Consider the following 24,484-nt stretch of genomic DNA (forward strand, 5'->3'; position numbering starts at 1 on the left):
CTAATCCCCACCGAAGTGGTTCATCGTTCGACTTGCATGTGTTAAGCACGCCGCCAGCGTTCGTCCTGAGCCAGGATCAAACTCTCCGTGAATGTTTTCCCGACAGTGCTTATTTAAAAGCGCGGGACGAACACGCACGAGAGCGGAACCACCGGAGGAATAACCCAGTGGTTCACAGCGTCCTCGCTGTGTTTTTCTTCAAAGGAACCACGTCCCGATCATGATGACCGGAGACGGGGTATCAACATATCTGGCGTTGACTTTTGGCACGCTGTTGAGTTCTCAAGGAACGGTCGCTTCCTTTGTACTCACCCTCTCGGGCTTTCCTCCGGGCTTCCCTTCGGTGTTCCAAACTCTATCAGTGTTTTTCCGGCCCTCTGACCACCCTCCCGCAGACATGCGGAAGACGATCCCGAGTTAAGGATCTGACAAATTTGGGTGCTGCCGAGCAGGAGCGCTTTACCGCGCCGCCTGGTCTCAAGCAGGGGTACGACTGTACACGGAGCCTCGAAGGGCGCGCAAATCCATTAGGCTGGTGGTCTAGACCACTAGCTGGTAGCTTCCATGCGGAACCGCCACTTCATATGACATACGCTGCTGCTCAGCGCCGTCCGGAACAGGCAGTGACGGCCCGTAAGCAGCTCCATCTCCGGGAGGCTTCCCATGACCACCGTGACGTCCCCTCTGGCCGGACGTGCCATCGGACTGGCCGCCGTGCCGGATCCGGTCTTCTCCGGGGCCATGGTCGGCCCGGGCACAGCGATCGACCCCGCGCGTGAGCCTTCCGAGGTCGTGGCGCCCGTGGACGGCGTCATCGTCTCCCTGCACCCGCACGCGTTCGTCGTCGTCGACGAGAACGGCCACGGCGTGCTCACCCACCTCGGTATCGACACGGTGCAGCTCAACGGCCAGGGCTTCGAACTGCTCGTCAACAAGGGCGACACCGTGACCCGCGGCCAGGGCGTCATCCGCTGGAACCCGGCCGAGGTCGAGGCCGCAGGCAAGTCCCCGGTCTGCCCCGTCGTGGCCCTGGAGGCCACGGCCGACTCCCTTTCCGACGTCCGTGACGCCGGTGACGTGAAGGCCGGCGACAGCCTCTTCGTCTGGAACTGACGACCCCGCCGTCCTCTCCGTCGTATGACAGAGAGGACGGTGACCACGACAACCATCGCGGCGGCGGGACCCGCCGCACTATCGGAGACGGGTGAGATGGAGACAACGCTGCGAGGCGTCGGCGTGAGCCACGGGGTGGCGATCGGCGAGGTTCGGCACATGGGAACGGCGGTACTGGAGCCGCCTGCCAAGCAGATCCCGGCGGAAGAGGCGGAGCGGGAGCCGGGGCGTGCCCGGCAGGCCGTGGAGGCTGTGGCCGCCGACCTGATGGCGCGCGGCAACCTGGCGGGCGGTGAGGCCCAGGCGGTGCTTGAGGCGCAGGCCATGATGGCCCAGGACCCGGAGCTGATGGCCGACGTGGAGCGCCGGATCGCCGTCGGCAGCACCGCGGAGCGTGCCGTCTACGACGCGTTCGCCGCGTACCGCGAACTGCTGGCCGGAGCCGGCGAGTACCTGGCCGGCCGCGTGGCCGACCTGGACGACGTGCGGAATCGTATCGTCGCCAGGCTGCTGGGGGTTCCGATGCCGGGTGTCCCGGACAGCGACGAGCCGTATGTGCTGGTCGCGCGGGATCTGGCTCCGGCGGACACCGCGCTGCTCGACCCGACTCTGGTGCTCGGTTTCGTGACCGAGGAGGGCGGCCCGACGAGTCACAGCGCGATCCTGGCGCGGGCGCTCGGGGTGCCCGCCGTCGTGGCGCTGCCGGGCGCGGGTGAGCTCGTCGAGGGCACGATGATCGCCGTCGACGGCAGCACCGGCGACATCTTCGTGAACCCGAGTGCGGAGAAGAAGGCCGAGCTGGAGGCCGCGGCCGCCGAGCGCAAGGCCGCGCTGACCGCCTCGACCGGCCCGGGTGTCACCGCGGACGGGCACAAGGTGCCGCTGTTGGCCAACGTGGGCGGGCCCGCGGATGTGCCGGCCGCCGTTGAGGCCGGTGCGGAGGGTGTTGGTCTGTTCCGTACCGAGTTTCTGTTCCTGGACGACAGCAAGAACGCGCCGTCCGAGGAGAAGCAGGTCGAGGCCTATCGTCAGGTACTGGAGGCGTTCCCGGAGGGCCGGGTCGTCGTGCGGGTGCTGGACGCGGGTGCGGACAAGCCGCTGGACTTCCTGACCCCGGCGGATGAGCCCAACCCGGCGCTGGGCGTGCGCGGTCTGCGGACGCTCCTGGACCACCCCGAGGTGCTGCGCACGCAGCTGACCGCGCTGGCGACGGCGGCCGAGGGACTGCCCGTCTACCTCGAGGTCATGGCGCCCATGGTGGCGGACCGTACGGACGCCAAGGCGTTCGCGGACGCCTGCCGTGCGGCGGGGCTGCGGGCCAAGTTCGGCGCGATGGTGGAGATTCCGTCGGCCGCGCTGCGGGCGCGCTCGATCCTCCAGGAGGTCGAGTTCCTGTCGCTGGGCACGAACGACCTGGCGCAGTACACGTTCGCCGCTGACCGTCAGGTCGGTGCGGTGTCCCGGCTGCAGGACCCGTGGCAGCCCGCGCTGCTCGACCTGGTCGCGCTGTCCGCGGAGGCGGCGAAGGCCGAGGGCAAGAGCTGTGGTGTCTGCGGCGAGGCCGCGTCCGATCCGCTGCTGGCGTGTGTGCTGACGGGTCTGGGTGTCACCTCCCTCTCCATGGGTGCGGCGTCGATCCCCTATGTCCGGTCGACGCTGGCCAAGTACACGCTGGCCCAGTGCGAACGGGCCGCTTCCGCGGCACGTGCCGCCGACAGCGCGGACGAGGCCCGCGCGGCGGCTCAGGCGGTGCTGTCCGGCGAGTAGCCGGGCGAGGCCGTGAGCGGCTGTCCTTCTGGGGCGCTCCACCTGCGGGTGGGGCGCCCCAGGTGCGTTTCAGTGGTGGTGGCCCGGCGTCTCCTGGTCGCCCAGGTCGGGCGGGGCGCAGTAGTCGACGTCGGATTCCGGGGAGATGAGGTCGCCGGACTCGACGTCGGTGCAGTAGGCGTCGAAGACCTCGGCCGCTGTGAGGGGGGCGAGGCTGTCGCCGCGCAGTCGCCAGCCGTAGATGCGGTCGGGGGTGCCGGGGGCACTGGTGCGCATGACGAGTCCGCCGGGGCTGCGGGTGGCGAGGCCGAGGGCCAGGACGCTGGTGAATTCGAGGACTTCGGCTTCGTCCAGGCGGGTGGTGCCCTCGCTGTCCTGGTCGGCGTGGAGGACGGTGATGAGGGTTTCGGGTGGTCCGGAGACGCTGCATACGAGGTGCCGGTCGCCTGGTGGGGCGGTGTCGAGGATGCGGGTGAGGAGGCGGGATGCGCGGGTGAAGGCGGCACGCCCGATGTCCTCGCCGCAGGTGTGGCAGGGGCCGAGGCGGGCCAGGAGGGTGCTGGCGTACTCCCAGGTGGCCTGACGTACCGCTTCGTCGACCAGGTCGGGGACGAGGTCGGTGAGAGGTCGGCCGTCGTAGGGGATGGTGGCGCCGATGGCCGCGAGTTCGGCGGTGAAGCGGGTGCGGCTGGCGGGGCTGTCCGGGTCGAGTCCGGTGTCCGTGCAGAACTCGGTGTACTCCTCGGGGTCGAAGAGGGCGAGTGTGGTGTGGGTGCCTTCTGCGGCGCGGGTCCTCAGGAGGGCTTCGATCTGCCGCAGGTAGGTCGGGTGGTCCTCGAAGGTGAAGGTGCGGTAGCGCCGCATGGCGCGGAAGTCGTGTTCGTCCGTCAGCAGGCCGATGGTGCCGGCGATTTCGCGGCGCAGGACGCGTCGCATGGTCCGGTGGTCGGTGTGCGCCATGTTTCCCCCTGTGAGTACTCGATCAATGCTCACTCACCGTAACCGGTGCGACTGACAGTGGGGGTTGCGGAAGCCGGTCACGGACCAGGCGGTGCTGAATTCCGCAGGTCAGGGCGGTGATGGCGCCGAACGCGGTCCGGCCGAGCGGGCCCGGTGGTGATGGCGGCGGTGACGGCGAGTGGCCCGATGCCGCCCTCGGCGGACTGGGCGCGTCCGTGGACTCCGAGGTAGGTGCCCAGGGCGGTGTCCGGAGCCAGGGCGACGGAGACTTCCCAAGAGATGGTGGCGTTGAGTGCATGGGGTGCGCGGGATGAATCTGTGGGTGCCCGTCCGGGACGAGTCGGCTGTGGACCTGGGTGGATCTCGACCGCTGGGCTGAAGCCGGCCGAAGCGGGGCTGGCCTCGGACTTCGCCGCCGTGCTGGGCGAGTCCGAGGCCACCTGTGGGTGGGAGGGTCAGGCGCGCTTGCGGGCCAGGTCCTCGTAGAAGCTCAGCAGGTCGAGGTTGTCGATGGAGCCGGGGTTGACGGCCTTCTCCAGGGGCGCGCCCTGGAGGAGGCGCTTGACGGGAACCTCGATGCGCTTGCCGGTGAGGGTGTGCGGGACGCCGGGGACCTCGATGATCTCGTCGGGGACATGGCGCGGCGAGAGCTGTTCGCGGATGGCCTGCTTGACCCGGTTCAGCAGGGTCTCGTCGAGGACGGCGCCCGGGGCCAGGTGGACGAACAGGGGCATCCAGTAGCCGCCGTCGGGCTGTTCGATGCCGATGACCAGGGATTCCCTGATCTCGGGGAGGCGCTCGACGACCTCGTAGATGTCGGCCGAGCCCATCCGTACGCCCTGGCGGTTGAGCGTGGAGTCGGAGCGGCCGTGGATGATCACCGAGCCGCGGGAGGTGAGGGTGATCCAGTCGCCGTGCCGCCAGACGCCGGGGTACATGTCGAAGTAGCTGTCGTGGTAGCGGCTGCCGTCGGGGTCGTTCCAGAAGCGGATCGGCATCGAGGGCATGGGGTTGGCGACGACCAGTTCACCGACCTCGTCGACGACGGGGTCGCCGTTCGGGTCCCAGGCCTGGAGATCGGTCCCGAGGCCGGGTGCCTGCAGTTCGCCGGTGTAGACCGGCAGGGTGGGTACGGCGCCCGCGAAGCAGGAGCACACGTCGGTGCCGCCGCTGACAGAGGCGATCCAGAGGTCGTCGCGGACCTCGTCGTGCAGCCAGCGGAAGCCGTCGGGGGGCAGCGGCGAGCCGGTGGTGGCCACGCACTGCACGCGGGAGAGGTCGTAGTCGCTGGAGGGATGCACACCCGCCTTGCGGCAGGCCATCACATAGGCGGCGGAGGTGCCGTAGAGGGTGGCCCCGGTGCGCTCGGCGACGCGCCACTGGGCGCCGGTGTCGGGGTAGCCGGGGCTGCCGTCGTACAGAACGATCGTGGTGCCCGTCAGGAGGCCGGAGACGAGGAAGTTCCACATCATCCAGCCGGTCGAGGTGTACCAGAAGAAACGGTCCTCGGGGCCCAGGTCGCAGTGCAGGCCGAGCTGTTTGAGGTGTTCGACCAGGATACCGCCCTGGGACTGGACGATGGCCTTGGGCAGGCCCGTGGTGCCGGAGGAGTACAGCACCCACAGGGGATGGTCGAAGGGGACCTGTTCGAATTCGGGCTCGGTGTCGGCGGAGGTCAGCGCCGACCACTCCAGGGCGCCTTCGGGGGCCGGGGTGCCGAGCAGCGGGATGTGGACGACGGCGCGCAGGGTGGGCAGTTCGCGGCGGAGTTCGGCGACGATCTCGCGGCGGTCGTGTTCCTTGCCGCCGTAGCGGTAGCCGTCGACGGTGAACAGGACGACGGGTTCGACCTGCTGGAAGCGGTCCAGGACGCTGCGGGCGCCGAAGTCGGGGGCGCAGGAGGTCCACACAGCGCCCACGGCGGCGGTGGAAAGGAGGGCGACCACGGCCTGCGGGATGTTCGGGAGATAGCCGCTGACGCGGTCGCCGGGGCGGACCCCGAGGGCGCGGAGTTCGGCGGCCAGGGAGCCCACCTGGCGGCGCAGCTCGGCCCAGGTGACCGGGAGGGGTTCGTGGGTCTCGTCGACGTACAGGAGTGCGGGTTCGTCCGCGCGGCCGGTGGCGGCGCGCAGGGCGTGCTCGGCGTAGTTCAGCCTCGCCCCGGGGAACCATTCGGCGCCTGGCATCGCGCGGTCGCCGAGCACGCGCGCGTAGGGCGTCGTGAACCGGACGTCGAACCACTCCGTGACGGCTTTCCAGAAGGTGTCCAGCTGGTCGACGGACCAGCGGTGCAGTGCCGGGTATCCGCCCTCGGCGGGGGCTCCGTGGTGTTCCGCTGCCCAGGACTGGAACCTGGTGATGCGTGCCTGGGCGATCCGTCGCGGATCGGGTTGCCAGAGCGGCTGGGGGTTCGCGGTCGACATGGGGCGGCTCCCGGGCTTCTGCGCTGGTGTGCGTCGGACGCGCACGGGCTGGGGTGTGCGCGTACGCGGCTGACAGGGACGATGCCATGTGATCGACTTCTGCACCAGGGTGCGCTCCACATAGTCCCTGTCGTGAAGATGTGGTCCCGGCACGGGTGAACGGCAGTTGAACGGCCCGCGCGTGTGGAGCGCTGAGTGGCAGGGTGAGCAGCATGGACGGTCGTGACCTGGTGCGTTCGGTGAGAGTGGTCGGTTCGATGAAGGCGGCTCAGGGGTTGCGTACCGTACGGGCGGCGTGGCGCAGGAGGCGGATCGACGCCGCCGGGCTGCCCGCGCGGGGGGCCGAGCGCGCCCGGGTGCCGGGTCCGGTTCGGGAGGCGGAGCCGGGGCCGGGAGGCGGTGTGATCCGCTTCAGCCGGTCGGAGCTGCGCATCATGGTCGCCGTGAACGGGGCGGTCTTCTGGGGCTGGGACGGGGCCGGTCCCGAGCCGTCGTACGCGCTCGCGGGGCGCTGTCCCGAACCTGATCCGCGGGCGGTCCTCGAACCGGACACGGACGGCGGCTGGCGGGTTGTGGCGGAGCGGGTGACGGTGAGTGTCTCGCGGCACGGCGCGGTGGAGGTGTGCACGCCCGGAGGCGTGATGCTGCGGCGGGATCTGCCGCCCCGCTGGTGGGAGCCGGTGGACGGGGGTCCGGCTCGCTGGGTGCAGCGGTCGGAGGTCGCCGCGGACGCGCGGTTCTTCGGTCTCGGCGGGCGTGCCTCGGGGCCGCGGCTGCGCGACGGCACGTACCGGCTGTGGAACACCGACCCCGGCCGTGCCTTCGGGCCCGGTGACGATCCGCTGTACGTCACCATGCCGGTGCAGCTGGTGGTGGCGGACGCGGCCGCGCATCTGGTGTTCCACGACACCTCGTGGGACGGCACGGTGACCCTCCGGGAGGGCGAGGAGGGTGCGGGTTCCGGCCATGACCGGACCGGGCGGTGCGAGCTACGGATGGACGGCGGGCCGCTGCGCTGCTGGGTGATGGTGGGCACGCCCGCGCGCGTACTGCACACATGGGCCTCGCTCACGGGCGCGCCCGCGCTGCCGCCGGCGTGGGCGCTGGGTCATCACCACGCGCGCTGGGGGCTCGGCAGCGAGCAGGAGGTTCGGCGGATCGTCGCCGGTTACCAGGAGCGCGGTCTGCCGCTGGACGCCGTCCATCTGGACATCGACCACTACGACGCGCATCAGGTGTTCACCGTCGACCACGAGCACTTCCCGAAGCTGCCGACGCTGGCCGAGGAGCTGCGGCGGGACGGGGTCCGGCTGGTGTCGATCGTGGACCCGGCGGTGAAGGCGGCGCCGGGCAACGCGGTCTACGACAGCGGGACGGAGGTGGACGCCTTTGTGCGGGATCCGTCGGGGCGGTTGGTGGAGGGCGTGGTGTGGCCCGGCGAGGCGGTCTATCCCGACTTCACGCACGCGCGCGTGCGCAAGTGGTGGGGCGAGCTGTACGAGGAGCGGCTCGCGCTGGGCTTCGCCGGGTTCTGGCACGACATGAACGAGCCGACGTCCTTCAACGCCTTCGGCGAGTCCACGCTGCCTCGCGCGTCGCGGCACGCCCTTGAGGGGCGCGGCGGCGACCACCGGGAGGCGCACAACGTCTACGCGCTCTGTATGGCGCGGGCTGCCTACGAGGGGCTGCGCGAACTGGCGCCCAAGGAGCGGCCGTTCCTGTTCTCCCGCTCCGGCTGGGCCGGTATGCAGCGTTACGGGGGCGCGTGGTCCGGTGACGTCGCGACCGGCTGGCCGGGGCTGCGCGCGTCCCTGTCGCTGGTACTGGGGCTCGGGTTGTGCGGGGTGCCGTACTCCGGGCCGGATGTGGGCGGTTTCGACGGGAGCCCGTCACCGGAGCTGTTTCTGCGCTGGTTCCAGCTGGGCGCCTATCTGCCGTTGTTCCGTACGCACGCGAGCATGCGGGCGGGGCGCAGGGAGCCGTGGGAGTTCGGGGCCGAGGTACTGGAGCACGCGCGCGTGGCGCTCCTCGAACGGCGACGCCTGCTGCCGTACTTCACGACGCTGGCGCACCTGGCCCGGCGGACCGGCGCGCCCTATGTGCGGCCCCTGTGGTGGAGTGCGCCGGAGGACCGTGCCCTGCGCGACTGCGAGGACGCGTTCCTCCTGGGCGACGGTCTGCTGGTGGCTCCGGTGCTGGATCCGGGCGCCGACCGGCGTGCGGTGCAGCTGCCCCGGGGGCGCTGGTACGACACGGTGACGGAGCGGGCTTACGAGGGGCCTGGGCAGGTGCTCATCGACGCCCCGCTGTCACGGATCCCGGTGCTCGCGCGCGCGGGTGCCGTCCTCCCCGTGCGGGACGAGGACGGCGGTGTGCGGCTGGAGGTGTGGGCGCCCGCCCGGGGACGGACCGGGGGCGGGCTGGTGGTGCCGGACGCGGGCGACGGCTGGGACGAGCCGGAGATCGAGCGTTACGTCGCCCGCTGGGAGGGCCGCCGGGTCGTGGTCGGACGGGAGGGGGAGAAAAGCACGAGCGAGCCGTCCCGCCCCGTGCGCGTCAGGGGGCTGGGGTGAGCCGGGGGGCTCAGTAGCGGCCCTCGAACCACGCGCGTACGGCCACGCTGTGCAGTGGGAAGGCGAGCTCCTCGGGCCTGCGCAGCAGATGCCAGCCCTCCGTCTCGTCCGTCCCACGGGACGGCGGGAGTCCTTCGACCGGGCGTTCCGGGAGGAGTCCGAACAGCAGCAGGTGCCCGTCGGGTGCGCTCATGGCGTCGACGAGCCGTACGTCCCGCGCGGCCGCGTCGATGCCGGTTTCCTCCTTGAGTTCACGCACGACGGCGTGCCGCCAGTCCTCGCGGTCGTCGACGTAGCCGCCGGGCAGCGCCGTTCCTCCGCGCGCGGGGGCGACGGTCCGGGTGACGACGACCAGGGCGGTGCCCTTCGTGTCGTACACGGGCTGGAGGGCGATCGCCACCGGCAGCGGGTTGCGGTAGGCGGTGTGGGCGCAGGCCGGGCAGGTGCGCGGCCAGCCGGAGACTCCTGCTCCGTAGGGCGCTCCGCAGCTCGAACAGTGCGAGTCCGGAGCGGAGTTGGCAATGGGGTGCTGATTTTCGGACACGCGCGGACTTTATCCGATCACGAGAGTGACGTCTTACGGTCAAGGGAACGCCTCGTTCCGCAAGTGAACAGACGCCCGCGGCCAGGAATCGGACAGCGGGATGCGGCCCGGGCTCAGCCTGCCCAATTGCGGCGACCCGTGGCACACTTCTGACGTGCCGTCAGATACCTTGCCCTGGAGGAGTTATGTCGCGTACACGCACGCCGGCGGTCGAGGGCTGGTTCACCGGCGAGGGGGACGCGTTCCGGCTCCTGGGCACCCGTTGTGCGGCCTGCGCCTCGGTCTTCTTCCCGCGCGAGGACATCCACTGCCGCAATCCCGGGTGCGCGGGCGGCGATCTGGAAGAGATTCCGCTCTCTCGGCGCGGGCGGATCTGGTCGTACACCGACAGCGGATACCGGCCGCCGTCACCCTATGTGAGCGATCCGGAACTTCTCTGGGAACCGTACGCGTTGATCGCTGTGGAGCTGGAGTCCGAGCGGATGGTGGTGCTGGGACAGGCGGTTCCCGGGATCACCGTCGCCGATCTGGCGGTGGGCATGGAGGTCGAGGTCGTCCCCGGTGTGCTGAGCGAGGACGCGGAGACGGCATGGACGACCTGGCACTGGAGGCCGACGGGGGTGACGGCGTGACGGCGGACGTGGCGGTGCTCGGCGTGGGCATGCACCCCTGGGGCAAGTGGGGGCGCAGCTTCGTCGAGTACGGGACGGTGGCAGCCCGCGCGGCCCTTGAGGACGCGGGGCTCCAATGGCGGGACATCGGCTCGGTCGTGGGCGCGGACACGGTGCGTGGCGGGTATCCCGGCTATGTCGCGGGCGCGACCTTCGCCAGGGCGCTGGGCTGGCAGGGGGCGTGCGTGGCAAGCGTGTACGCGGCGTGCGCGTCCGGGGCGCAGGCGGTCGCCGCGGCGCGGGCGCAGATCCTGGCGGGGCTCGCGGACGTGGTGCTCGTGGTGGGCGCGGACGCGGCCCCCAAGGGCTTCTTCCGGCCCGCCGGAGGAGACCGCCCCGACGATCCCGACTGGCTGCGCTTCCGGCTGCTGGGCGCGACGAATCCCACGTACTTCGGGCTGTACGCGCGCCGGCGGATGGCGGTGTTCGGGGACACCCCGGAGGACTTCGCGCTGGTCAAGGTGAAGAACGCGGCCCTGGGCGCGCTCAATCCGTACGCCCGCTACCGCACGCGGGTCACCGCCGAGCAGGTCGCCGCCTCCCAGACGGTCGCCGATCCGCTGCGGCTGCTGGACATCTGCGCGACCTCCGACGGCGGGGCCGCTCTGGTGCTGTCCAGCCTTCAGTTCGCGCGCCGGCACGGGGTGGCCCGGCCGGTGCGGATCCGCGCGGTGTCCACGGTCACACCGCGCTATCCGAGCACGGTGCTGGACCTGCCGGACATCGCCACGGACTCCGCGGCGGCGGTCGAGCCCCCGGCGGAGCCCTTCCGGGCGTCGATCGCGCGGGCCGCCTACGAGGAGGCGGGCGTCGGCCCCGAGGAGCTCTCCCTCGCGGAGGTGTACGACCTTTCCACCGCGCTGGAGTTGCAGTGGTACGAGGATCTGGGGCTGTGTGCCGAGGGCGAGGCGGCGAAGCTGCTGCGCGAGGGAGCGACGGCTCCGGGCGGCCGGATACCCGTCAACACCAGCGGTGGGCTCGCCTCCTTCGGGGAGGCGGTACCGGCCCAGGCGATCGCCCAGGTCTGCGAGCTGACCTGGCAGTTGAGAGAGGCTGCGGGCGACCGGCAGGTGGCACACGCGCGCGTGGGGATCACGGCCAACCAGGGGCTTTTCGGGCACGGCTCGTCCGTGATAGCGGTGCGCTGACGGGACGAGTGTGACAGCAGGGGCCGCACACCGTGCGTGACCACCCCGGAATGATGCGTGAACGTCTTATGAACTGCCCCTGGGCGTCCGCCGATGACGTCATCATGCTCCCGTGCGCTCCTGGACGGATGCTCTCCGTTTCGCCTTCCAGCCGGTGGTCAATCTGACGACCGGTGGGATCGCCGCACTGGAGATCCTGGCCCGCCCCGAGTCCGGTGACATCCTCGCCGAAGCCCGCCGAAACGCCGAACTCGACGGCAGACTGGCCGTGTTGGCTCTCCGTGCGGCGGCCCGCCATGAGGCGCTGCTACCGCTGCACATCAACGTGTTCGCGGCCACGCTCGCCGACCTGGGCGGCATCGGCCCGCTGCCCGGGGCCATCCGCGAAGCCGGGCGGATGCCCTGGGAGGTGACCCTGGACATCGTCCCGCCGTACACGCACGTACCGCACCGGGCCCTGCTGGAGGCCGTGGCGACGCTACGCGACCAGGGCTTCCGGATCAGCGCCGACGGCATCGGCGACGGGGACGTGCCGCTGCGGCTGCTCACCGACCTGTCCCCCGACCTGATCAAGCTGGACGCCTCGCTGCTCGGCCGGCCGGCCGCGGTGCGGGCGATGCGGACCCTGTGCGAGGAACTGGGCGCCCTGCTGGCCGTCGAGGGCGTGGAGACCGAGCTCCAGCACGCGGCCGCACTGTCGGCCGGGGCCCAGCTGGGCCAGGGCGAGCTGTTCGCGCCCCCGGCCCGGATCCCGGTGGCGGAGGTGTACGTTCCGCCGCGCTCGGCCGCCGCCGCGCCCCCGCCGCGCTCCGGGCCGTCCGTGCGGGAGTACATCCGGCCCGCCGCGCTGCTGCCGGTCACCGCGTCCGCGTTGCAGGTACGGGCCCTGCTGACCGGCTCCCCGGACGTCTCCGGCGTCCTCCTGGTGGACCACACAGGCGCCCCGGTCCGCTCGGTGCACCGCTCCCGCTTCCTGCTGTCGATGTCCGGCCGCTACGGACACTCCCTGTACGCCGACCGCCCGGCCTTCAAGCTCGGCGACGCACCCCGCACGGTCGGCGTCGACGCGACCGCCTGGGAGGTGCTGGACGTGGTGGCCGTCGGCGGCCGGGACCGCACCTCGGACGATGTGGCGGTCGTCGACCGGCTCGGGCGCTGCGTGGGCGTCGTTCGCCTCGCCGACCTCGTACGCGCCCTTGCCGAGACACGCGTCGAGGAGGCTGCCGGGCTCAATCCGCTGACCCGGCTGCCCGGTTCGGACGCGATCACGGGCGAGGCGGACCGGTGGATCGCGGAAGGCCGCGTCTTCGCCCTCAGCTGGCTGGACATCGACCACTTCAAGCAGGTGAACGACGGCGCCGGGTTCGCCGCCGGCGACGAGTTGATCCGTGCGGTGGGACAGGCACTGCAGCAGGCCGTGGCCGGCCAGGCGCGTGTGGGGCACATCGGCGGGGACGACTTCCTCGTGCTCGCCGACGAGGAGGGGCTGGACCGGCTGGTGACCGACGTGCTCGACGCGCCCTGGTCCGCGGGCGGCCGTCCCGTCACGCTGTCCCTGGCCACCGTCGTGTGCGTCCCCGGCAGCGTCGCCGACCACCGGGAGGCGGCCGCGTGTCTCGCGCCGCTGAAGAAGACGGCCAAGGCGCTGCCCGGGGCGAGTTGGGTGCTGGGTCGGGCGGGACTGCCCGGGCACGAGATCCGGCGCGGCTCGGGCGCGTGTCCGGCCCAGGCGGGCTACGCGACGGTGGAGCCGTGAAAGCTGTTTCCCGGCGAGTTGCCTGTCATCGTTGCCGTCGGCGACCTTGACGCTCCCTGAGTGCCGGTGAAAACTTCCGGTGTCGGTCGACATCGCCGTACATTCTCGGCGTAATCAGGCACTGCGCCATGGGCCACTCCTGTCCTGAGGCCTGTTCCCCCAGGGGCGATTCGGCTGCTACGGCACGCTCGTCACGGACGCCGGGCGGGGCGCGGGACCTTCCCTGCCTTCGGCTGACGTCGCCAAGGGAACCGTTCCTGCTCACAGCGCCGGGGTCGATCCTCCGGCCAGCGCCCTAGGAGCCGCCATGAGCAACGGAGACATATTCGTCGGCGAAGTCATCGGCACGGCCATCCTGATCCTGTTCGGCGCGGGCGTCTGTGCCGCGGTCACTCTCAGACACTCCAAGGCGAGAGCGGCGGGGTGGGTGGTGATCGCGTTCGGCTGGGGATTCGGCGTCCTCGCCGGCGCCTACACCGCCGCTCCCCTCTCCGGCGGCCAGCTCAATCCAGCCGTCACCATCGGCATCGCCATCGAGACCGGCGAGTGGGGCAAGGTCTGGGTCTATCTGCTCGGCCAGTTCGTCGGCGCGATCCTCGGCGCCGTTCTGACGTATCTGGTCTATCTCGCGCAGTTCCAGGCCAATGCGCCCGACGAGGACACGGCGGAGGAACCGACGCCGACCCTCGGCATCTTCTCCACCATCCCGGAGATCCGGAACCCGGTCGCGAACCTGATCACCGAGATCATCGCGACGATCGCGCTGGTCCTGCCCATCCTCGCGTTCGGACTGACCAAGGGCCTCGGCGAGTCCGGCACCACCGTGCTGATCGTCTCGCTGCTCGTCGTCGGTATCGGACTGTCCCTGGGCGGCCCTACGGGCTATGCCATCAACCCGGCGCGCGACCTCGGCCCCCGGATCGTGCACACCTTCCTGCCGATCCCCAACAAGGGCACCTCCGACTGGGGCTACGCCTGGATCCCGGTCGTCGGCCCCCTGGTCGGAGGAGCGCTCGCGGGCCTCATCTACAACGTGGCCTTCTGAACGCGGCCTTCCGATCCCACGCAGCCTTCCGACCCAGCGACCAAGGGGCAGCCATGCCGGACACCGCCGAGAAGTACGTCGCCGCAATCGACCAGGGCACCACATCGAGCCGCTGCATCATCTTCGACCACGGCGGCGCCGTCGTCGCCGTCGACCAGCGCGAGCACCGCCAGATCTTCCCCAAGCCGGGCTGGGTGGAGCACGACGCCACCGAGATCTGGTCCAAGGTGCAGGCCGTGGTCGCCGGGGCGCTCGCCAACGCGGGGCTGCGCGCCGACCAGTTGAGCGCGCTCGGCATCACCAACCAGCGTGAGACGACGGTCCTGTGGGACCGCGCCACCGGCAAGCCCGTACACAACGCGATCGTCTGGCAGGACACCCGTACCGCGGCCCTGTGCAACGAACTCGGCGGCAGCGACGGCCAGGACCGGTTCCGCGAACAGACCGGACTGCCTCTGGCCAGCTACTTTTCCGGGCCCAAGGCGGCCTGGCTGCTGGACAACGTGCCCGGGCTCCGGGACCGGGCCGAACGCGGTGAGATCGCCTTCGGGACCATCGACTCCTGGCTGATCTGGAACCTCACCGGCGGTACGGACGGCGGCCGGCACGTCACCGACGTCACCAACGCCGGGCGCACCATGCTGATGAACCTGGAGAGCCTCCAGTGGGACACCTCCATCCTGTCCGCGATGAACGTCCCCGTGGCGATCCTGCCCGAGATCCGGTCCTCCGCCGAGGTGTACGGCACCGCCGTCGGCCAGCTCGCCGGTGTGCCGGTGGCCTCCGCGCTGGGCGACCAGCAGGCGGCGGTCTTCGGGCAGGCCTGCTACGACGTCGGGACGGCGAAGAACACCTACGGGACGGGCAGTTTCCTGCTGCTCAACACCGGCGACCGGCCGGTGCCGTCCAAGAGCGGGCTGTTGACGACGATGGGCTACAAGATCGGCGGTGAGGCGCCGGTGTACTGCCTGGAGGGGTCGATCGCCATAACGGGCGCGCTGGTCCAGTGGTTCCGGGACCAGCTCGGCATCATCCGCACCGCCGACGAGATCGAGACGCTCGCCGCGAGCGTCGACGACAACGGCGGCGCCTACATCGTGCCCGCCTTCTCCGGCCTGTTCGCGCCCTATTGGCGCTCGGACGCGCGCGGGGTCGTCACCGGGCTCACCCGCTACGTCACGAAGGCACATCTCGCCCGCGCGGTCCTCGAGGCGACCAGCTGGCAGACGCGGGAGGTCGTGGACGCCATGTACCAGGACTCCGGGGTGCAGATCACGACCCTGAAGGTGGACGGCGGCATGACCAAGAACAACCTCCTGATGCAACACCAGGCCGACGTCCTCGGGGTTCCGGTGATCCGGCCCCGGGTCTCCGAGACGACCTGCCTGGGCGCCGCCTACGCGGCCGGCCTCGCGACCGGCGTGTGGAACGACCTCGACGAACTCAAGTCGCACTGGCAGAAGGACGTGGAGTGGACGCCCGCCATGGAGGCGTCGGTGCGCGACAGGGAGTACGCGAACTGGCGCAAGGCGGTGGAGAAGAGCTTCGGCTGGCTGGAGGACGGCGAGTAGCCGTCCGCCCCGGGACCACGGCCCGTACCCCGGTCGGCGGGGGTACGGGCCGTGCCGGCGCGTCAGGTGGTGACGGTCTGGCGGTGGCCCGCCGCGTATGCCATCGCGTGCTGGACGACGCCGATGAGCACCTCCTTGACCGACTCGCGGTCCCGGGCGTCGCACAGCAGGACCGGTATGTCCGGGTCGAGGTCGAGGGCCTTGCGGATGTCTTCGGCCGGGTAACGGTCCGCGCCCTCGAAGCAGTTGACGCCGACGAGGAACGGTATGGAGCGCCGCTCGAAGTAGTCGACGGCGGCGAAGCAGTCCTCCAGCCGGCGCGTGTCGGCGAGCACGACAGCGCCCAGTGCGCCCTCGGACAGCTCGTCCCACATGAACCAGAACCGCTCCTGCCCCGGTGTGCCGAACAGGTACAGCACCAGGTCCTCGCGCAGGGTGATGCGGCCGAAGTCCATGGCGACGGTGGTGGTGTGTTTGCCCTCGACGCCGCTGGTGTCGTCGACCGGTCGCCCGGCCTCGGTGAGCACCTCCTCGGTGCGCAGCGGCCTGATCTCGCTCACCGCGCCGACCAGGGTCGTCTTGCCCACGCCGAAGCCGCCGGCCACGAGGATCTTGAGCGTGACGGGCTCGACCGGGGGCTTGCCACGCTCAGATCGCCCGAAGATCATCGATCTCTTCTCCTGCTTGATGGGGGTCGGGTGACGGCCGTCCGTATCCGCCGCCGCCTGGGGTCTCGATGACTAGTACGTCGTCGGCGCCGACGTCCGCGCTGTCGCTGCCGCCGAGTTCGGTGACCGTGCCGTCGGCCCGCTCCACCCGGTTGACGCCGAGCGCGCCGGGCGCGCCGCCCGCCATGCCGTACGGCGGGACGCGGCGGTGCTGGGACAGGGTGGAGACGGTCATGGGTTCGAGGAAGCGGATGCGGCGCACCGCGCCGTCCCCGCCGTGCCAGCGGCCCGTGCCGCCACTGCCCCGCCGTACGCCGAACTCGTCGAGGCGGACGGGCAGTCGCCACTCCAGGACTTCCGGATCGGTGAGCCGGGAGTTGGTCATATGGGTCTGTACGACGCTCGCGCCGGGGAAGCCGTCGCCGGCTCCGGATCCGGAGGCGACGGTCTCGTAGTACTGGTGGCGCTCGTTGCCGAAGGTGACGTTGTTCATGGTGCCTGAGCCCTCGGCCTGCACGCCGAGCGCCGCGTAGAGGGCGCCGGTGATGGCCTGGGAGGTCTCGACGTTGCCCGCGACGACGGCGGCCGGCGGCTCGGGGGCGAGCATCGAACCGGGCGGTACGACGATGTCCAGGGGGCGCAGGCAGCCGTCGTTGAGCGGGATGTCGTCGGCGACCAGGGTACGGAAGACGTACAGCACAGCGGCGTTGACCACGGAGAACGGTGCGTTGAAGTTGGTGTCCAGCTGCGCCGAGGTGCCCGCGAAGTCGATGGTCGCGCGCCGGTTGTCGCGGTCCACGCGCACGCGTACGCGGATGACTGCGCCGGAGTCGGTCTCGTAGGCGTACTCGCCGTCGTCCAGCGCGTCGATGACGCGGCGGACCGCTTCCTCCGCGTTGTCCTGGACGTGGCGCATATAGGCCTGGACGACGTCGAGGCCGAACTCCTCGATCATGCGGCCGACTTCGTCGACGCCCTTGCGGTTGGCGGCGATCTGGGCACGCAGGTCGGCGAGGTTGGTGCGGATGTTGCGGGAGGGGTAGCGGGCCTCGGCGAGCAGCCGGCGGGTCTCGGCCTCGCGGAACCGGCCGTTCTCGGCGAGGAGCCAGTTGTCGAAGAGGACGCCCTCCTCGTCGATGGTGCGGCTGTCGGCGGGCATCGAGCCGGGGGCGATGCCACCGATCTCGGCGTGGTGGCCGCGGGAGGCGACGTAGAAGAGGATCCGGTCACCCTGCGTGCCGAAGACCGGGGTGATCACGGTGACGTCGGGCAGATGCGTGCCGCCGTGGTACGGGTCGTTGACGGCGTAGGTGTCGCCGGGGCGCATCGAGGTGCCGCGGCGGCGGATGACCTCTTTGACGCTGGTGCCCATGGAGCCGAGGTGGACGGGGATGTGCGGGGCGTTGGCCACCAGGTTCCCGTCCGGGTCGAACAGGGCGCAGGAGAAGTCCAGGCGTTCCTTGATGTTGACGGACTGTGCCGTCGACTCCAGCCGGGCGCCCATCTGTTCGGCGATCGACACGAAGAGGTTGTTGAAGACCTCAAGCAGAACCGGATCTGTCTTTGTGTCGAGATCGGAACTCTGCGTAACCGTCGCGCGTTCCATGACCAGATGCCCGTGGTCGGTCGCCGCGGCCCGCCAGCCGTCGTCGACGACGGTCGTGGCGCTGGCCTCGGTGATGATCGCCGGGCCGGTGACCGATTCGCCGGGAGGCAGGTCCTCACGGCGGTGGAGGGGTACGTCGCGCCAGGCGCCGCCGGTGTGGAGCCGGACGGTTTCCGGGGCGGCGGGACGGCCTTCGTACGGGGCGAGGGCGGAGAGATCAGGGGGTGGGGTGATGCCGGTGGCTTCCACGGAGAGGGCTTCGACGACGACCGGGCGGTCGAGTGTGAAGGAGTACGTGGCGCGATGACGTTCTTCGAAGGCGTGTTTCATCGCGTCGGGCTCGGTGAGTTCGACGGTGAGGGTGGTGTCGGTGCCGTCGTAGCGGAGCTGGGCGCGGCGGGTGACTTCGATGCGGTCCTCGGGGACGTCCTCGGCGAGGAGTTCGGCGCGGGCCGCGGCCTCCAGGTCGTCGGCGGTCTTGCGGACGCCGGGCATGGCGGCGGGCTCCAGGGGAGCCTCGACGGACTGTTCGCGCATGGCGGTGGTGTCGGCGAGGCCGATGCCGAGCGCGGACAGGACACCCGCCATGGGCGGAACCAGGACGGTCCGGATGCCGAGCGAGTCGGCGACCATGCACGCGTGCTGTCCGCCGGCCCCGCCGAAGGTGGTGAGGGCGTAGCGGGTGACGTCGTGGCCCTTCTGGACGGAGATCCGCTTCACGGCGTTGGCGATGTTGGCCACGGCGATGTTCAGGTAGCCCTCGGCGACCTGTTCCGGGGTGCGGTCGTCGCCGGTCTGTTCGCGGATCTCCCGCGCGAGGCCGGTGAAGCGGTCGCGGACGAGGTCGGCGTCGAGGGGCTGGTCGCCGCCGGGTCCGAACACAGGGGGGAAGTGGGCGGCCTGGATCCGGCCGAGCATGATGTTGGCGTCGGTCACCGCGAGCGGGCCGCCGCCCCGGTAGCAGGCCGGGCCGGGGTCGGCGCCTGCCGAGTCGGGCCCGACCCGGTAGCGGGAGCCGTCGAAATGCAGCACCGAGCCGCCGCCCGCTGCGACGGTGTGGATGTCCAGCATGGGGGCGCGCAGTCTGACGCCCGCGATCTGGGTGGTGAAGACCCGTTCGTACTCGCCCGCGAAGTGGGAGACGTCGGTGGAGGTACCGCCCATGTCGAAGCCGATGACCCGGTCGAAGCCGGCGAGCTGCGACATCCGGGCCATGCCGACGATCCCTCCGGCCGGTCCGGAGAGGACGGCGTCCTTGCCGCGGAACTGCCCGGCCTCGGCGAGCCCACCGTTGGACTGCATGAACATCAGCCGTACGCCTTCGAGTTCGTCGGCGACATGGCGGACGTAGCGGCTCAGTACGGGCGACAGGTAGGCGTCGACGACGGCGGTGTCACCGCGCGGGACGAGCTTCATCAGCGGGCTGACCTCGCTGGACAGCGAGATCTGCGAGAAGCCGGTGCAGGCGGCCAGCTCGCCGATCGCCTGCTCGTGGGCGGGGTGGAGATGGCTGTGCATACAGACGACGGCGACGGCCCGGATCCCGTCGTCGTACGCCTCCTGGAGCGGGCCGGCCAAGGCGTCCAGGTCGGGGGCGCGCAGGACGGTGCCGTCGGCGGCGATGCGCTCGTCGGCCTCGACGACCCGTTCGTACAGCAGCTCGGGCAGCTCGATGCGGCGGGCGAAGATGCGGGGGCGGTTCTGGTAGGCGATGCGCAGGGCGTCGCCGAAGCCGCGCGTGATGACGAGAAGGGTGCGCTCGCCCTTGCGTTCCAGCAGCGCGTTGGTGGCGACCGTGGTGCCCATGCGGACGGCGTCGACCTGGTCGCCGGAGCCGTCGAGCAGCTCGCGCACGCCTGCCACCGCGGCGTCGGCGTATCGCGCGGGGTTGTCGGAGAGCAGTTTGTGGGTGAGCAGCCGGCCGTCCGGGCGCCGAGCGACGACGTCGGTGAACGTTCCGCCGCGGTCGACCCAGAACTGCCAGCCTGTCACGTCACTACTCCGCTTCCGCGCCGGTCACAGCGCCCGGAGGCCGTTGATCACGTCGCGCAGAATACTCTCGTCGACCAGCTCGGCCGGGGGGACCGGCCGGTTGACATGGACGAGTTCCCCGTCGACGAGGTCGCCGATGAGGACCCGGACCACTCCGACGGGCAGATCGAGTCCGGAAGCCAGCTCGGCGACCGACTGCGGGGTGTCACGGCAGAGCTCGACGATGTCCACGTGCTCCGGGGACAGCGTCCCGTCGTCCTCCGGGTCGTCCGCGTCGGGCTCCGTGACGACCACCGCGATCAGATCGAGGCGGTGCTGGGCCGCACTGGTGGTGCGGCCCCGCGTCATGGCGTACGGACGGACGACCGGTCCGGCCTCGTCGTCGAACCAGTGGCTTCTTCCCTGACCGTCTCCGCTCATGTCATCCCACTACCCGCCCGAGGGCAGATCGGTGCGTGGTGCGGCGGCCAGATGTGCGCCGACCCGCTTGACCAGGAGTGTCATCTCGTAAGCGACCTGGCCGACGTCGGAGTCGGCGTCGGAGAGAACGGCGAGGCAGCTGCCGTCGCCGGCGGCGGTGACGAACAGGAAGGCGTCGTCGAGCTCGACGACGGTCTGCCGGACGCTGCCCGCCTCGAAGTGACGGCCGACGCCCTTGGCGAGGCTGTGGAAGCCGGAGGCCACGGCGGCCAGGTGCTCGCCGTCCTCTCTGGTGAGGTCCTTGGAGACACCGGTGGCCAGGCCGTCGCCGGAGAGCACGACGGCCTTGCGGATGCTGGCGACCCGGTCCACCAGGTCGTCCAGGAGCCAGTTGAGCTCGCCCTTGTTCGTCGCCGTGCGGCCGGTCGCCTTCGGATCGGTCATCGACCGTCCCCCTTAGTCGTTCCTTGTGCTGTGCCGTTTCGGGACCCGTCGCCCGCGGTGTTCTCCGCCCGGCCGCGCTGCCAGCCGCGCTGGAGCGAGGCCATACGGCTGCGGACCTCGTCGGCGTCGCGCTCGACGGGTTCTGTCTCGTGCCCGGCGGGTGGGGCGGGGTCCTGTCGCAGCTGTGGGGCCAGGTTGGCCTGCCGTACCCGCCTGGGCAGCGGCCGGGCGCCGGATGCGGCCTCCGGGGGTGTGCTGCCGAGGGGCGGGACGGAGTCGTCGGTGCCGCTGCCGGAAGTGATCGCGGAGCGGCGGGTGCGCCGGGGCAGGCCGGGGGGCTCGGAGGGGTCGTCCGGGCCGCCGACCGGGGGTGCCGGGCGTTCCTCGCCGCGGTCGGCCGGGCCGACGGCGCGCTGCGGGGACGGCTCGGTGCGGCGGCGGGAGGGCAGGGGGGCGAGTCCACCCGGTTCGGGCCGGCCCGTGCCCGCAGGGTCCCGGTCGTCCGGCTCGGCGCGGCGGGAGCGTTGTTCGGTGACGGGCCTGCCGTGGGAGCTGACCAGCTTGGGCGTACGTCGTCCGGGCAGCGGCAGGGGGCCGCTGGGACGCTCGTCGCGGAAGCCGTCCGTGGTCTCGGGGGCCGGCTGATGCAGCTCGCTCACGACGGGCGCGGTGTCGTCGTCGGGGTGGGCGAGGGAGCGGCGGGGTCGGAACAGACCGCCGCGCTCGCTGTCCTCTTCGGCGAGGGCGCCCGGGAAGTCGTCCAGCGCGTCCAGGTCGACGGGTGCCTCCAGCTCGACCGGTCCGCCCAGGAGCGCGGCCGACAGCCCGGGTCGCTGCGCCGGCACCTGGGTCAGGGAGGTGGCGCGGCGCTCCTCGGGTTCGGCCTTCGTGGCGGGCCGGTCGCGGTCGAGGCGGAAACCGATGCCGTTGGTGTCGGGGACGTCGTCGGTCAGCAGTACGTCGGGGATGAAGACGACGGCGGTGGTGCCTCCGTAGGGGGAGGGCTGGAGCGAGACGCGGACGTTCTGGCGCTGGGCGAGGCGGCTGACCACGAACAGGCCCAGCCTGTCGGTGTCGGAGAGCTCGAACTCCGGGGTCTCGGCGAGCCGCAGGTTGGCGTCGAGGAGTGCCTCGGCCGCCATGCCGAGGCCCCGGTCGTGGATCTCCAGGGTGAAGCCGTTGGCGACGCGTTCGCCGAGGACCTGGACGGCGGTGTGCGGCGGCGAGAACACCGTCGAGTTCTCGAGGAGTTCGGCCACGAGGTGGGTGAGGTCGGCGACGGCGGGGCCGGTGACGGCGACGCGGGGCAGCCGGCGAACCTCGATGCGCTCGTAGTCCTCGACCTCGGCCACGGCGGCACGCACCACGTCCATCAGCTGGACGGGGCGGCGCCACTGCCGCGAGGGGGCGGCACCGGAGAGGATCACCAGGCCCTCGGCGTGCCGGCGCATCCGGGTGGTGAGGTGGTCGAGGCGGAAGAGGTCGGCGAGTTCGTCGGTGTCCTCGGTCCTGCGCTCCATGGTGTCGAGCAGGGTGAGCTGCTTGTGCAGCAGTACCTGGCTGCGGCGGGCGAGGTTGACGAAGACCTCGGAGACACCGGAGCGCAGTTCGGCCTGCTTGACGGCGGCCTCGACGGCGGCGCGCTGCAGGGTGTTGAGGGCCTGGCCGACCTCGCCGATCTCGTTCTTGTCGTACTCCAGGCGCGGTACCTCGGTCTCCACGTCGACCTGTTCGCCCGCGGACAGCCGGCGCATCACGCTCGGCAGCCGGACCCCGGAGGCCTCGTGCGCCTCCTGGCGCAGCAGCCGCAGATCGCGGATGAGGCCTCGGCCGACCCGGACCGACACGACCAGCGAGAAGAGCACGGCGACGAGGCCGAGGACACCGACGACGGCCGCCTGGACGATCACGGTGACGGCGGCGGGCCGGACGCGGTCCTGGTAGCGGTCGCCGACCTGGTCGTCGAGGGTGCGCAGTTCGTCGAGCACAGTGCCGGCGGCGGTGTCCCAGCTCTTGGCGCTGACGTCGTTCGGCACACCGGATCCGGCGTCGATCACGGACTGCTCCGCGGTCCGCAGCGGGGCGGTCGTGGCGTTCTTCCAGAAGCGGTCGAAGCGGTCGCGTTCCGACGACGGCAGCAGCGGCAGGCTGACGTCGTACAGGAGGGTGCGCTGGGCGACGAGGCCGGAGATCTCGCGGGTCTCGTCGCGGGAGATCTTCCCGACCACGAGGGCGGAGCCCAGCAGGGCGTCCTCGCGGGAGAGGAGTTCGCGGGCGCGGGCGATGTTGACGAGGGCCTGGGCCTGCTGGTCCAACTCGACGTCGTCGATCCCGTGGAGAGAGGCGAGCAGCGTGTAGCAGGGTTCGACGACGCGGTTGTAGAGGTCGAGGGCCTGGGTGCGGCTGACGGTGCCCTGCTCGACGCTGCGGCGCAGGGCGTCGATGCCCTCGAACGCGTCGAGCACGGCGGTGAGGCGCTCGCCGTCGTCGGTGTCCAAGCCGTCGCGGACGCTCTGCCTCCCGGCGTTCTTCCGGAGATCGGCGACGGCGCTGTCGGTGGCGGCGCGTGTGCGGTGCAGGGCGGCGAGCGCGTCCGCGGCGCGCGGGTCGGCGAGATAGACGAGGGTCTGCCGGCGTTCCTGCTGGAGGACCCGGGCGGTGTCCTCGGTGGGGTAGCCGATGTCCTCGACGGTGTTCGACACCTGGAACAGCTGGTTGACCTCGCGCCCCGTGAGCACGGCCGCGAAACCCCAGACGGCCGTCAGGGACACCAGCGGCACGAGAAGCAGCGCCACGATCTTCCGGCGGATCGACTTCCCGCGAAAGCGCATGGCCTCCCCCAGCTCGACCCCCGCCGGGCGGGGGCACACATGTACGTCAACAAACGGCGCGAGCCTACTACCGCCACATGGATAACTCGAAGACGTGTCCGGACGATGAACTTCCGCCTGAGTGCCGAGACATGGGAACGGACGGGGAGAGATGTCCGGCCATTGCGGGAGATTGCCGCCGCGATCACGCCGACTTCGCACCCGTGAGGGCGGGAACGACACGAAGGATCAGTTGGCTGGAATTTTTCACTGGTTGGGAATCATCGGGCGAGTTCGTTCGTCCTTGTTGATGGGCGATGGGTGCGAAACCGGCCACAGGAGCTGCGTCTCGCATCCGGGCGGCGTAAAACAGCGCAAGCCGGGCAGCCACTGGGGAGCCGGGGTCGTCGGACACCGGTGGGAGGGGGTCTGTCGGCGGTGGGGAGTGACACCTTGATGGGGACGGCTCAGCGGCGCTTGGCGCCCGAGGACGGCACAGCGGCACGCTCGACGGTGCGTCCGGGGCCCGAGGCGCCGGACGGCGGGCTTTCGCCACGCGGCGGCGAAGGAGAGCTCTCCGGTGCGCGGGCGCGCGCGCAACAGCAGGCACAGTACCGGCCGTTGTGGGTCGAGGAGCCCGCAAAGCGGTACCGGATGCCGGATCCGGTGCGTACGTCGGCGGTGCGGGCACTGATCATCGTCTCGGTCACGCTGATCCAGGCCATGGTGGCCTTCTTCTGCACGATGGCGGAGTCCTGGCTGGCGTTCCCGATGGTGATCAGCAGCGTGGCGAGCACGGTGGTGGCCACCTGGAGCGCGGTCGACGTCCTGGTGACCCGCCAGGTGTGGAATCAGCGCAACGGTGTGGTCTCGGAGCCGAGCAGCACGGCACGCTCACTTCGCCGTGAGCGGCGCGCGGCCCGGCGGCGAGGGGGCAGCGCCGGTCAGCTGTCCCACTCCTGAGGCCGCCACG

17 protein-coding genes and 1 rRNA gene are annotated in these 24,484 nt (G+C 71.0%); 9 read left to right on the forward strand and 9 right to left on the reverse strand.

The window, feature by feature from the left end:
* Positions 1–92: ribosomal RNA gene (locus ABTY98_RS27060) — 16S ribosomal RNA — on the reverse strand; the annotation flags it as partial.
* A gap of 571 nt (positions 93–663) precedes the next feature.
* Here ABTY98_RS27060 and ABTY98_RS27065 point away from each other — a divergent pair.
* A complete protein-coding gene (locus tag ABTY98_RS27065; protein ID WP_352223596.1) occupies positions 664–1,113 on the forward strand; it encodes a PTS sugar transporter subunit IIA in 450 nt (149 codons plus the stop codon).
* A gap of 96 nt (positions 1,114–1,209) precedes the next feature.
* A complete protein-coding gene (gene ptsP, locus ABTY98_RS27070) occupies positions 1,210–2,880 on the forward strand; it encodes a phosphoenolpyruvate--protein phosphotransferase (RefSeq protein ID WP_352223733.1) in 1,671 nt (556 codons plus the stop codon).
* A gap of 69 nt (positions 2,881–2,949) precedes the next feature.
* Here the strand turns inward: ptsP and ABTY98_RS27075 are convergent, their stop codons facing one another.
* Both ABTY98_RS27075 and ABTY98_RS27080 read right to left on the reverse strand, forming a co-directional pair.
* Positions 2,950–3,840: a DUF8829 domain-containing protein gene (locus ABTY98_RS27075; RefSeq protein WP_352223597.1), complete on the reverse strand. Its 891-nt coding sequence runs from the start codon at positions 3,838–3,840 to the stop codon at positions 2,950–2,952.
* A gap of 455 nt (positions 3,841–4,295) precedes the next feature.
* On the reverse strand, positions 4,296–6,263 hold the full coding sequence (locus ABTY98_RS27080; protein ID WP_352223598.1) for an acetoacetate--CoA ligase: 1,968 nt from the start codon (positions 6,261–6,263) through the stop codon (positions 4,296–4,298).
* A 212-nt stretch (positions 6,264–6,475) separates the two neighbouring features.
* Here ABTY98_RS27080 and ABTY98_RS27085 point away from each other — a divergent pair, with 212 nt between their 5' ends.
* Positions 6,476–8,836 carry a glycoside hydrolase family 31 protein gene (locus ABTY98_RS27085; RefSeq protein WP_352223599.1) on the forward strand — a complete coding sequence of 787 codons (2,361 nt, stop codon included), beginning with the start codon at positions 6,476–6,478 and terminating at the stop codon, positions 8,834–8,836.
* A gap of 10 nt (positions 8,837–8,846) precedes the next feature.
* Here ABTY98_RS27085 and ABTY98_RS27090 read toward each other — a convergent pair whose 3' ends face one another.
* A complete protein-coding gene (locus ABTY98_RS27090; RefSeq protein WP_352223600.1) occupies positions 8,847–9,380 on the reverse strand; it encodes an NUDIX domain-containing protein in 534 nt (177 codons plus the stop codon).
* A gap of 185 nt (positions 9,381–9,565) precedes the next feature.
* Here ABTY98_RS27090 and ABTY98_RS27095 point away from each other — a divergent pair, with 185 nt between their 5' ends.
* From ABTY98_RS27095 to glpK, 5 genes are all read left to right on the forward strand, one after another.
* Complete coding sequence (locus ABTY98_RS27095) at positions 9,566–10,012, forward strand: Zn-ribbon domain-containing OB-fold protein (protein ID WP_352223601.1); 447 nt, start codon at positions 9,566–9,568, stop codon at positions 10,010–10,012.
* Complete coding sequence (locus ABTY98_RS27100) at positions 10,009–11,199, forward strand: lipid-transfer protein (protein ID WP_352223734.1); 1,191 nt, start codon at positions 10,009–10,011, stop codon at positions 11,197–11,199. Before ABTY98_RS27095 ends, ABTY98_RS27100 begins: the two co-directional genes overlap by 4 nt.
* A 112-nt stretch (positions 11,200–11,311) precedes the next feature.
* The gene (locus ABTY98_RS27105; protein WP_352223602.1) at positions 11,312–12,955 is read left to right on the forward strand and encodes an EAL domain-containing protein; all 1,644 of its coding nucleotides are present in this window, start codon (positions 11,312–11,314) and stop codon (positions 12,953–12,955) included.
* Between the two features lie 307 nt (positions 12,956–13,262).
* Positions 13,263–14,000 carry an MIP/aquaporin family protein gene (locus ABTY98_RS27110; RefSeq protein ID WP_352223603.1) on the forward strand — a complete coding sequence of 246 codons (738 nt, stop codon included), beginning with the start codon at positions 13,263–13,265 and terminating at the stop codon, positions 13,998–14,000.
* Positions 14,001–14,053: 53 nt separating this feature from the next.
* Positions 14,054–15,571, forward strand: coding sequence for a glycerol kinase GlpK (gene glpK / locus ABTY98_RS27115; protein WP_352223604.1), 1,518 nt, complete (start codon positions 14,054–14,056; stop codon positions 15,569–15,571).
* A 62-nt stretch (positions 15,572–15,633) separates the two neighbouring features.
* Here the strand turns inward: glpK and ABTY98_RS27120 are convergent, their stop codons facing one another.
* Genes ABTY98_RS27120 through ABTY98_RS27140 form a run of 5 tightly spaced genes read right to left on the reverse strand, consistent with a single transcriptional unit; the run spans position 15,634 to position 23,532 of the window.
* Positions 15,634–16,239 carry a GTP-binding protein gene (locus ABTY98_RS27120; protein ID WP_352223605.1) on the reverse strand — a complete coding sequence of 202 codons (606 nt, stop codon included), beginning with the start codon at positions 16,237–16,239 and terminating at the stop codon, positions 15,634–15,636.
* Positions 16,220–19,837 (reverse strand): hydantoinase B/oxoprolinase family protein, encoded by a 3,618-nt coding sequence (locus ABTY98_RS27125; RefSeq protein WP_352223606.1) that lies wholly within the window; start codon positions 19,835–19,837, stop codon positions 16,220–16,222. The genes ABTY98_RS27120 and ABTY98_RS27125 overlap by 20 nt, the downstream gene beginning before the upstream one ends.
* A 24-nt stretch (positions 19,838–19,861) precedes the next feature.
* On the reverse strand, positions 19,862–20,257 hold the full coding sequence (locus ABTY98_RS27130; protein ID WP_352223607.1) for a DUF742 domain-containing protein: 396 nt from the start codon (positions 20,255–20,257) through the stop codon (positions 19,862–19,864).
* A gap of 9 nt (positions 20,258–20,266) precedes the next feature.
* Positions 20,267–20,701, reverse strand: coding sequence for a roadblock/LC7 domain-containing protein (locus tag ABTY98_RS27135; RefSeq protein WP_352223608.1), 435 nt, complete (start codon positions 20,699–20,701; stop codon positions 20,267–20,269).
* Positions 20,698–23,532 carry a nitrate- and nitrite sensing domain-containing protein gene (locus tag ABTY98_RS27140; RefSeq protein WP_352223609.1) on the reverse strand — a complete coding sequence of 945 codons (2,835 nt, stop codon included), beginning with the start codon at positions 23,530–23,532 and terminating at the stop codon, positions 20,698–20,700. The genes ABTY98_RS27135 and ABTY98_RS27140 overlap by 4 nt, the downstream gene beginning before the upstream one ends.
* Before the next feature lie 435 nt (positions 23,533–23,967).
* On the opposite strand from ABTY98_RS27140, the gene ABTY98_RS27145 reads away from it, so the two are divergent.
* A complete protein-coding gene (locus ABTY98_RS27145) occupies positions 23,968–24,474 on the forward strand; it encodes a hypothetical protein (protein ID WP_352223610.1) in 507 nt (168 codons plus the stop codon).
* Positions 24,475–24,484: the final 10 nt, after the last annotated feature.

The sequence above is a fragment of the Streptomyces sp. NPDC096040 genome (assembly GCF_040303265.1).
Lineage (GTDB): Bacteria > Actinomycetota > Actinomycetes > Streptomycetales > Streptomycetaceae > Streptomyces.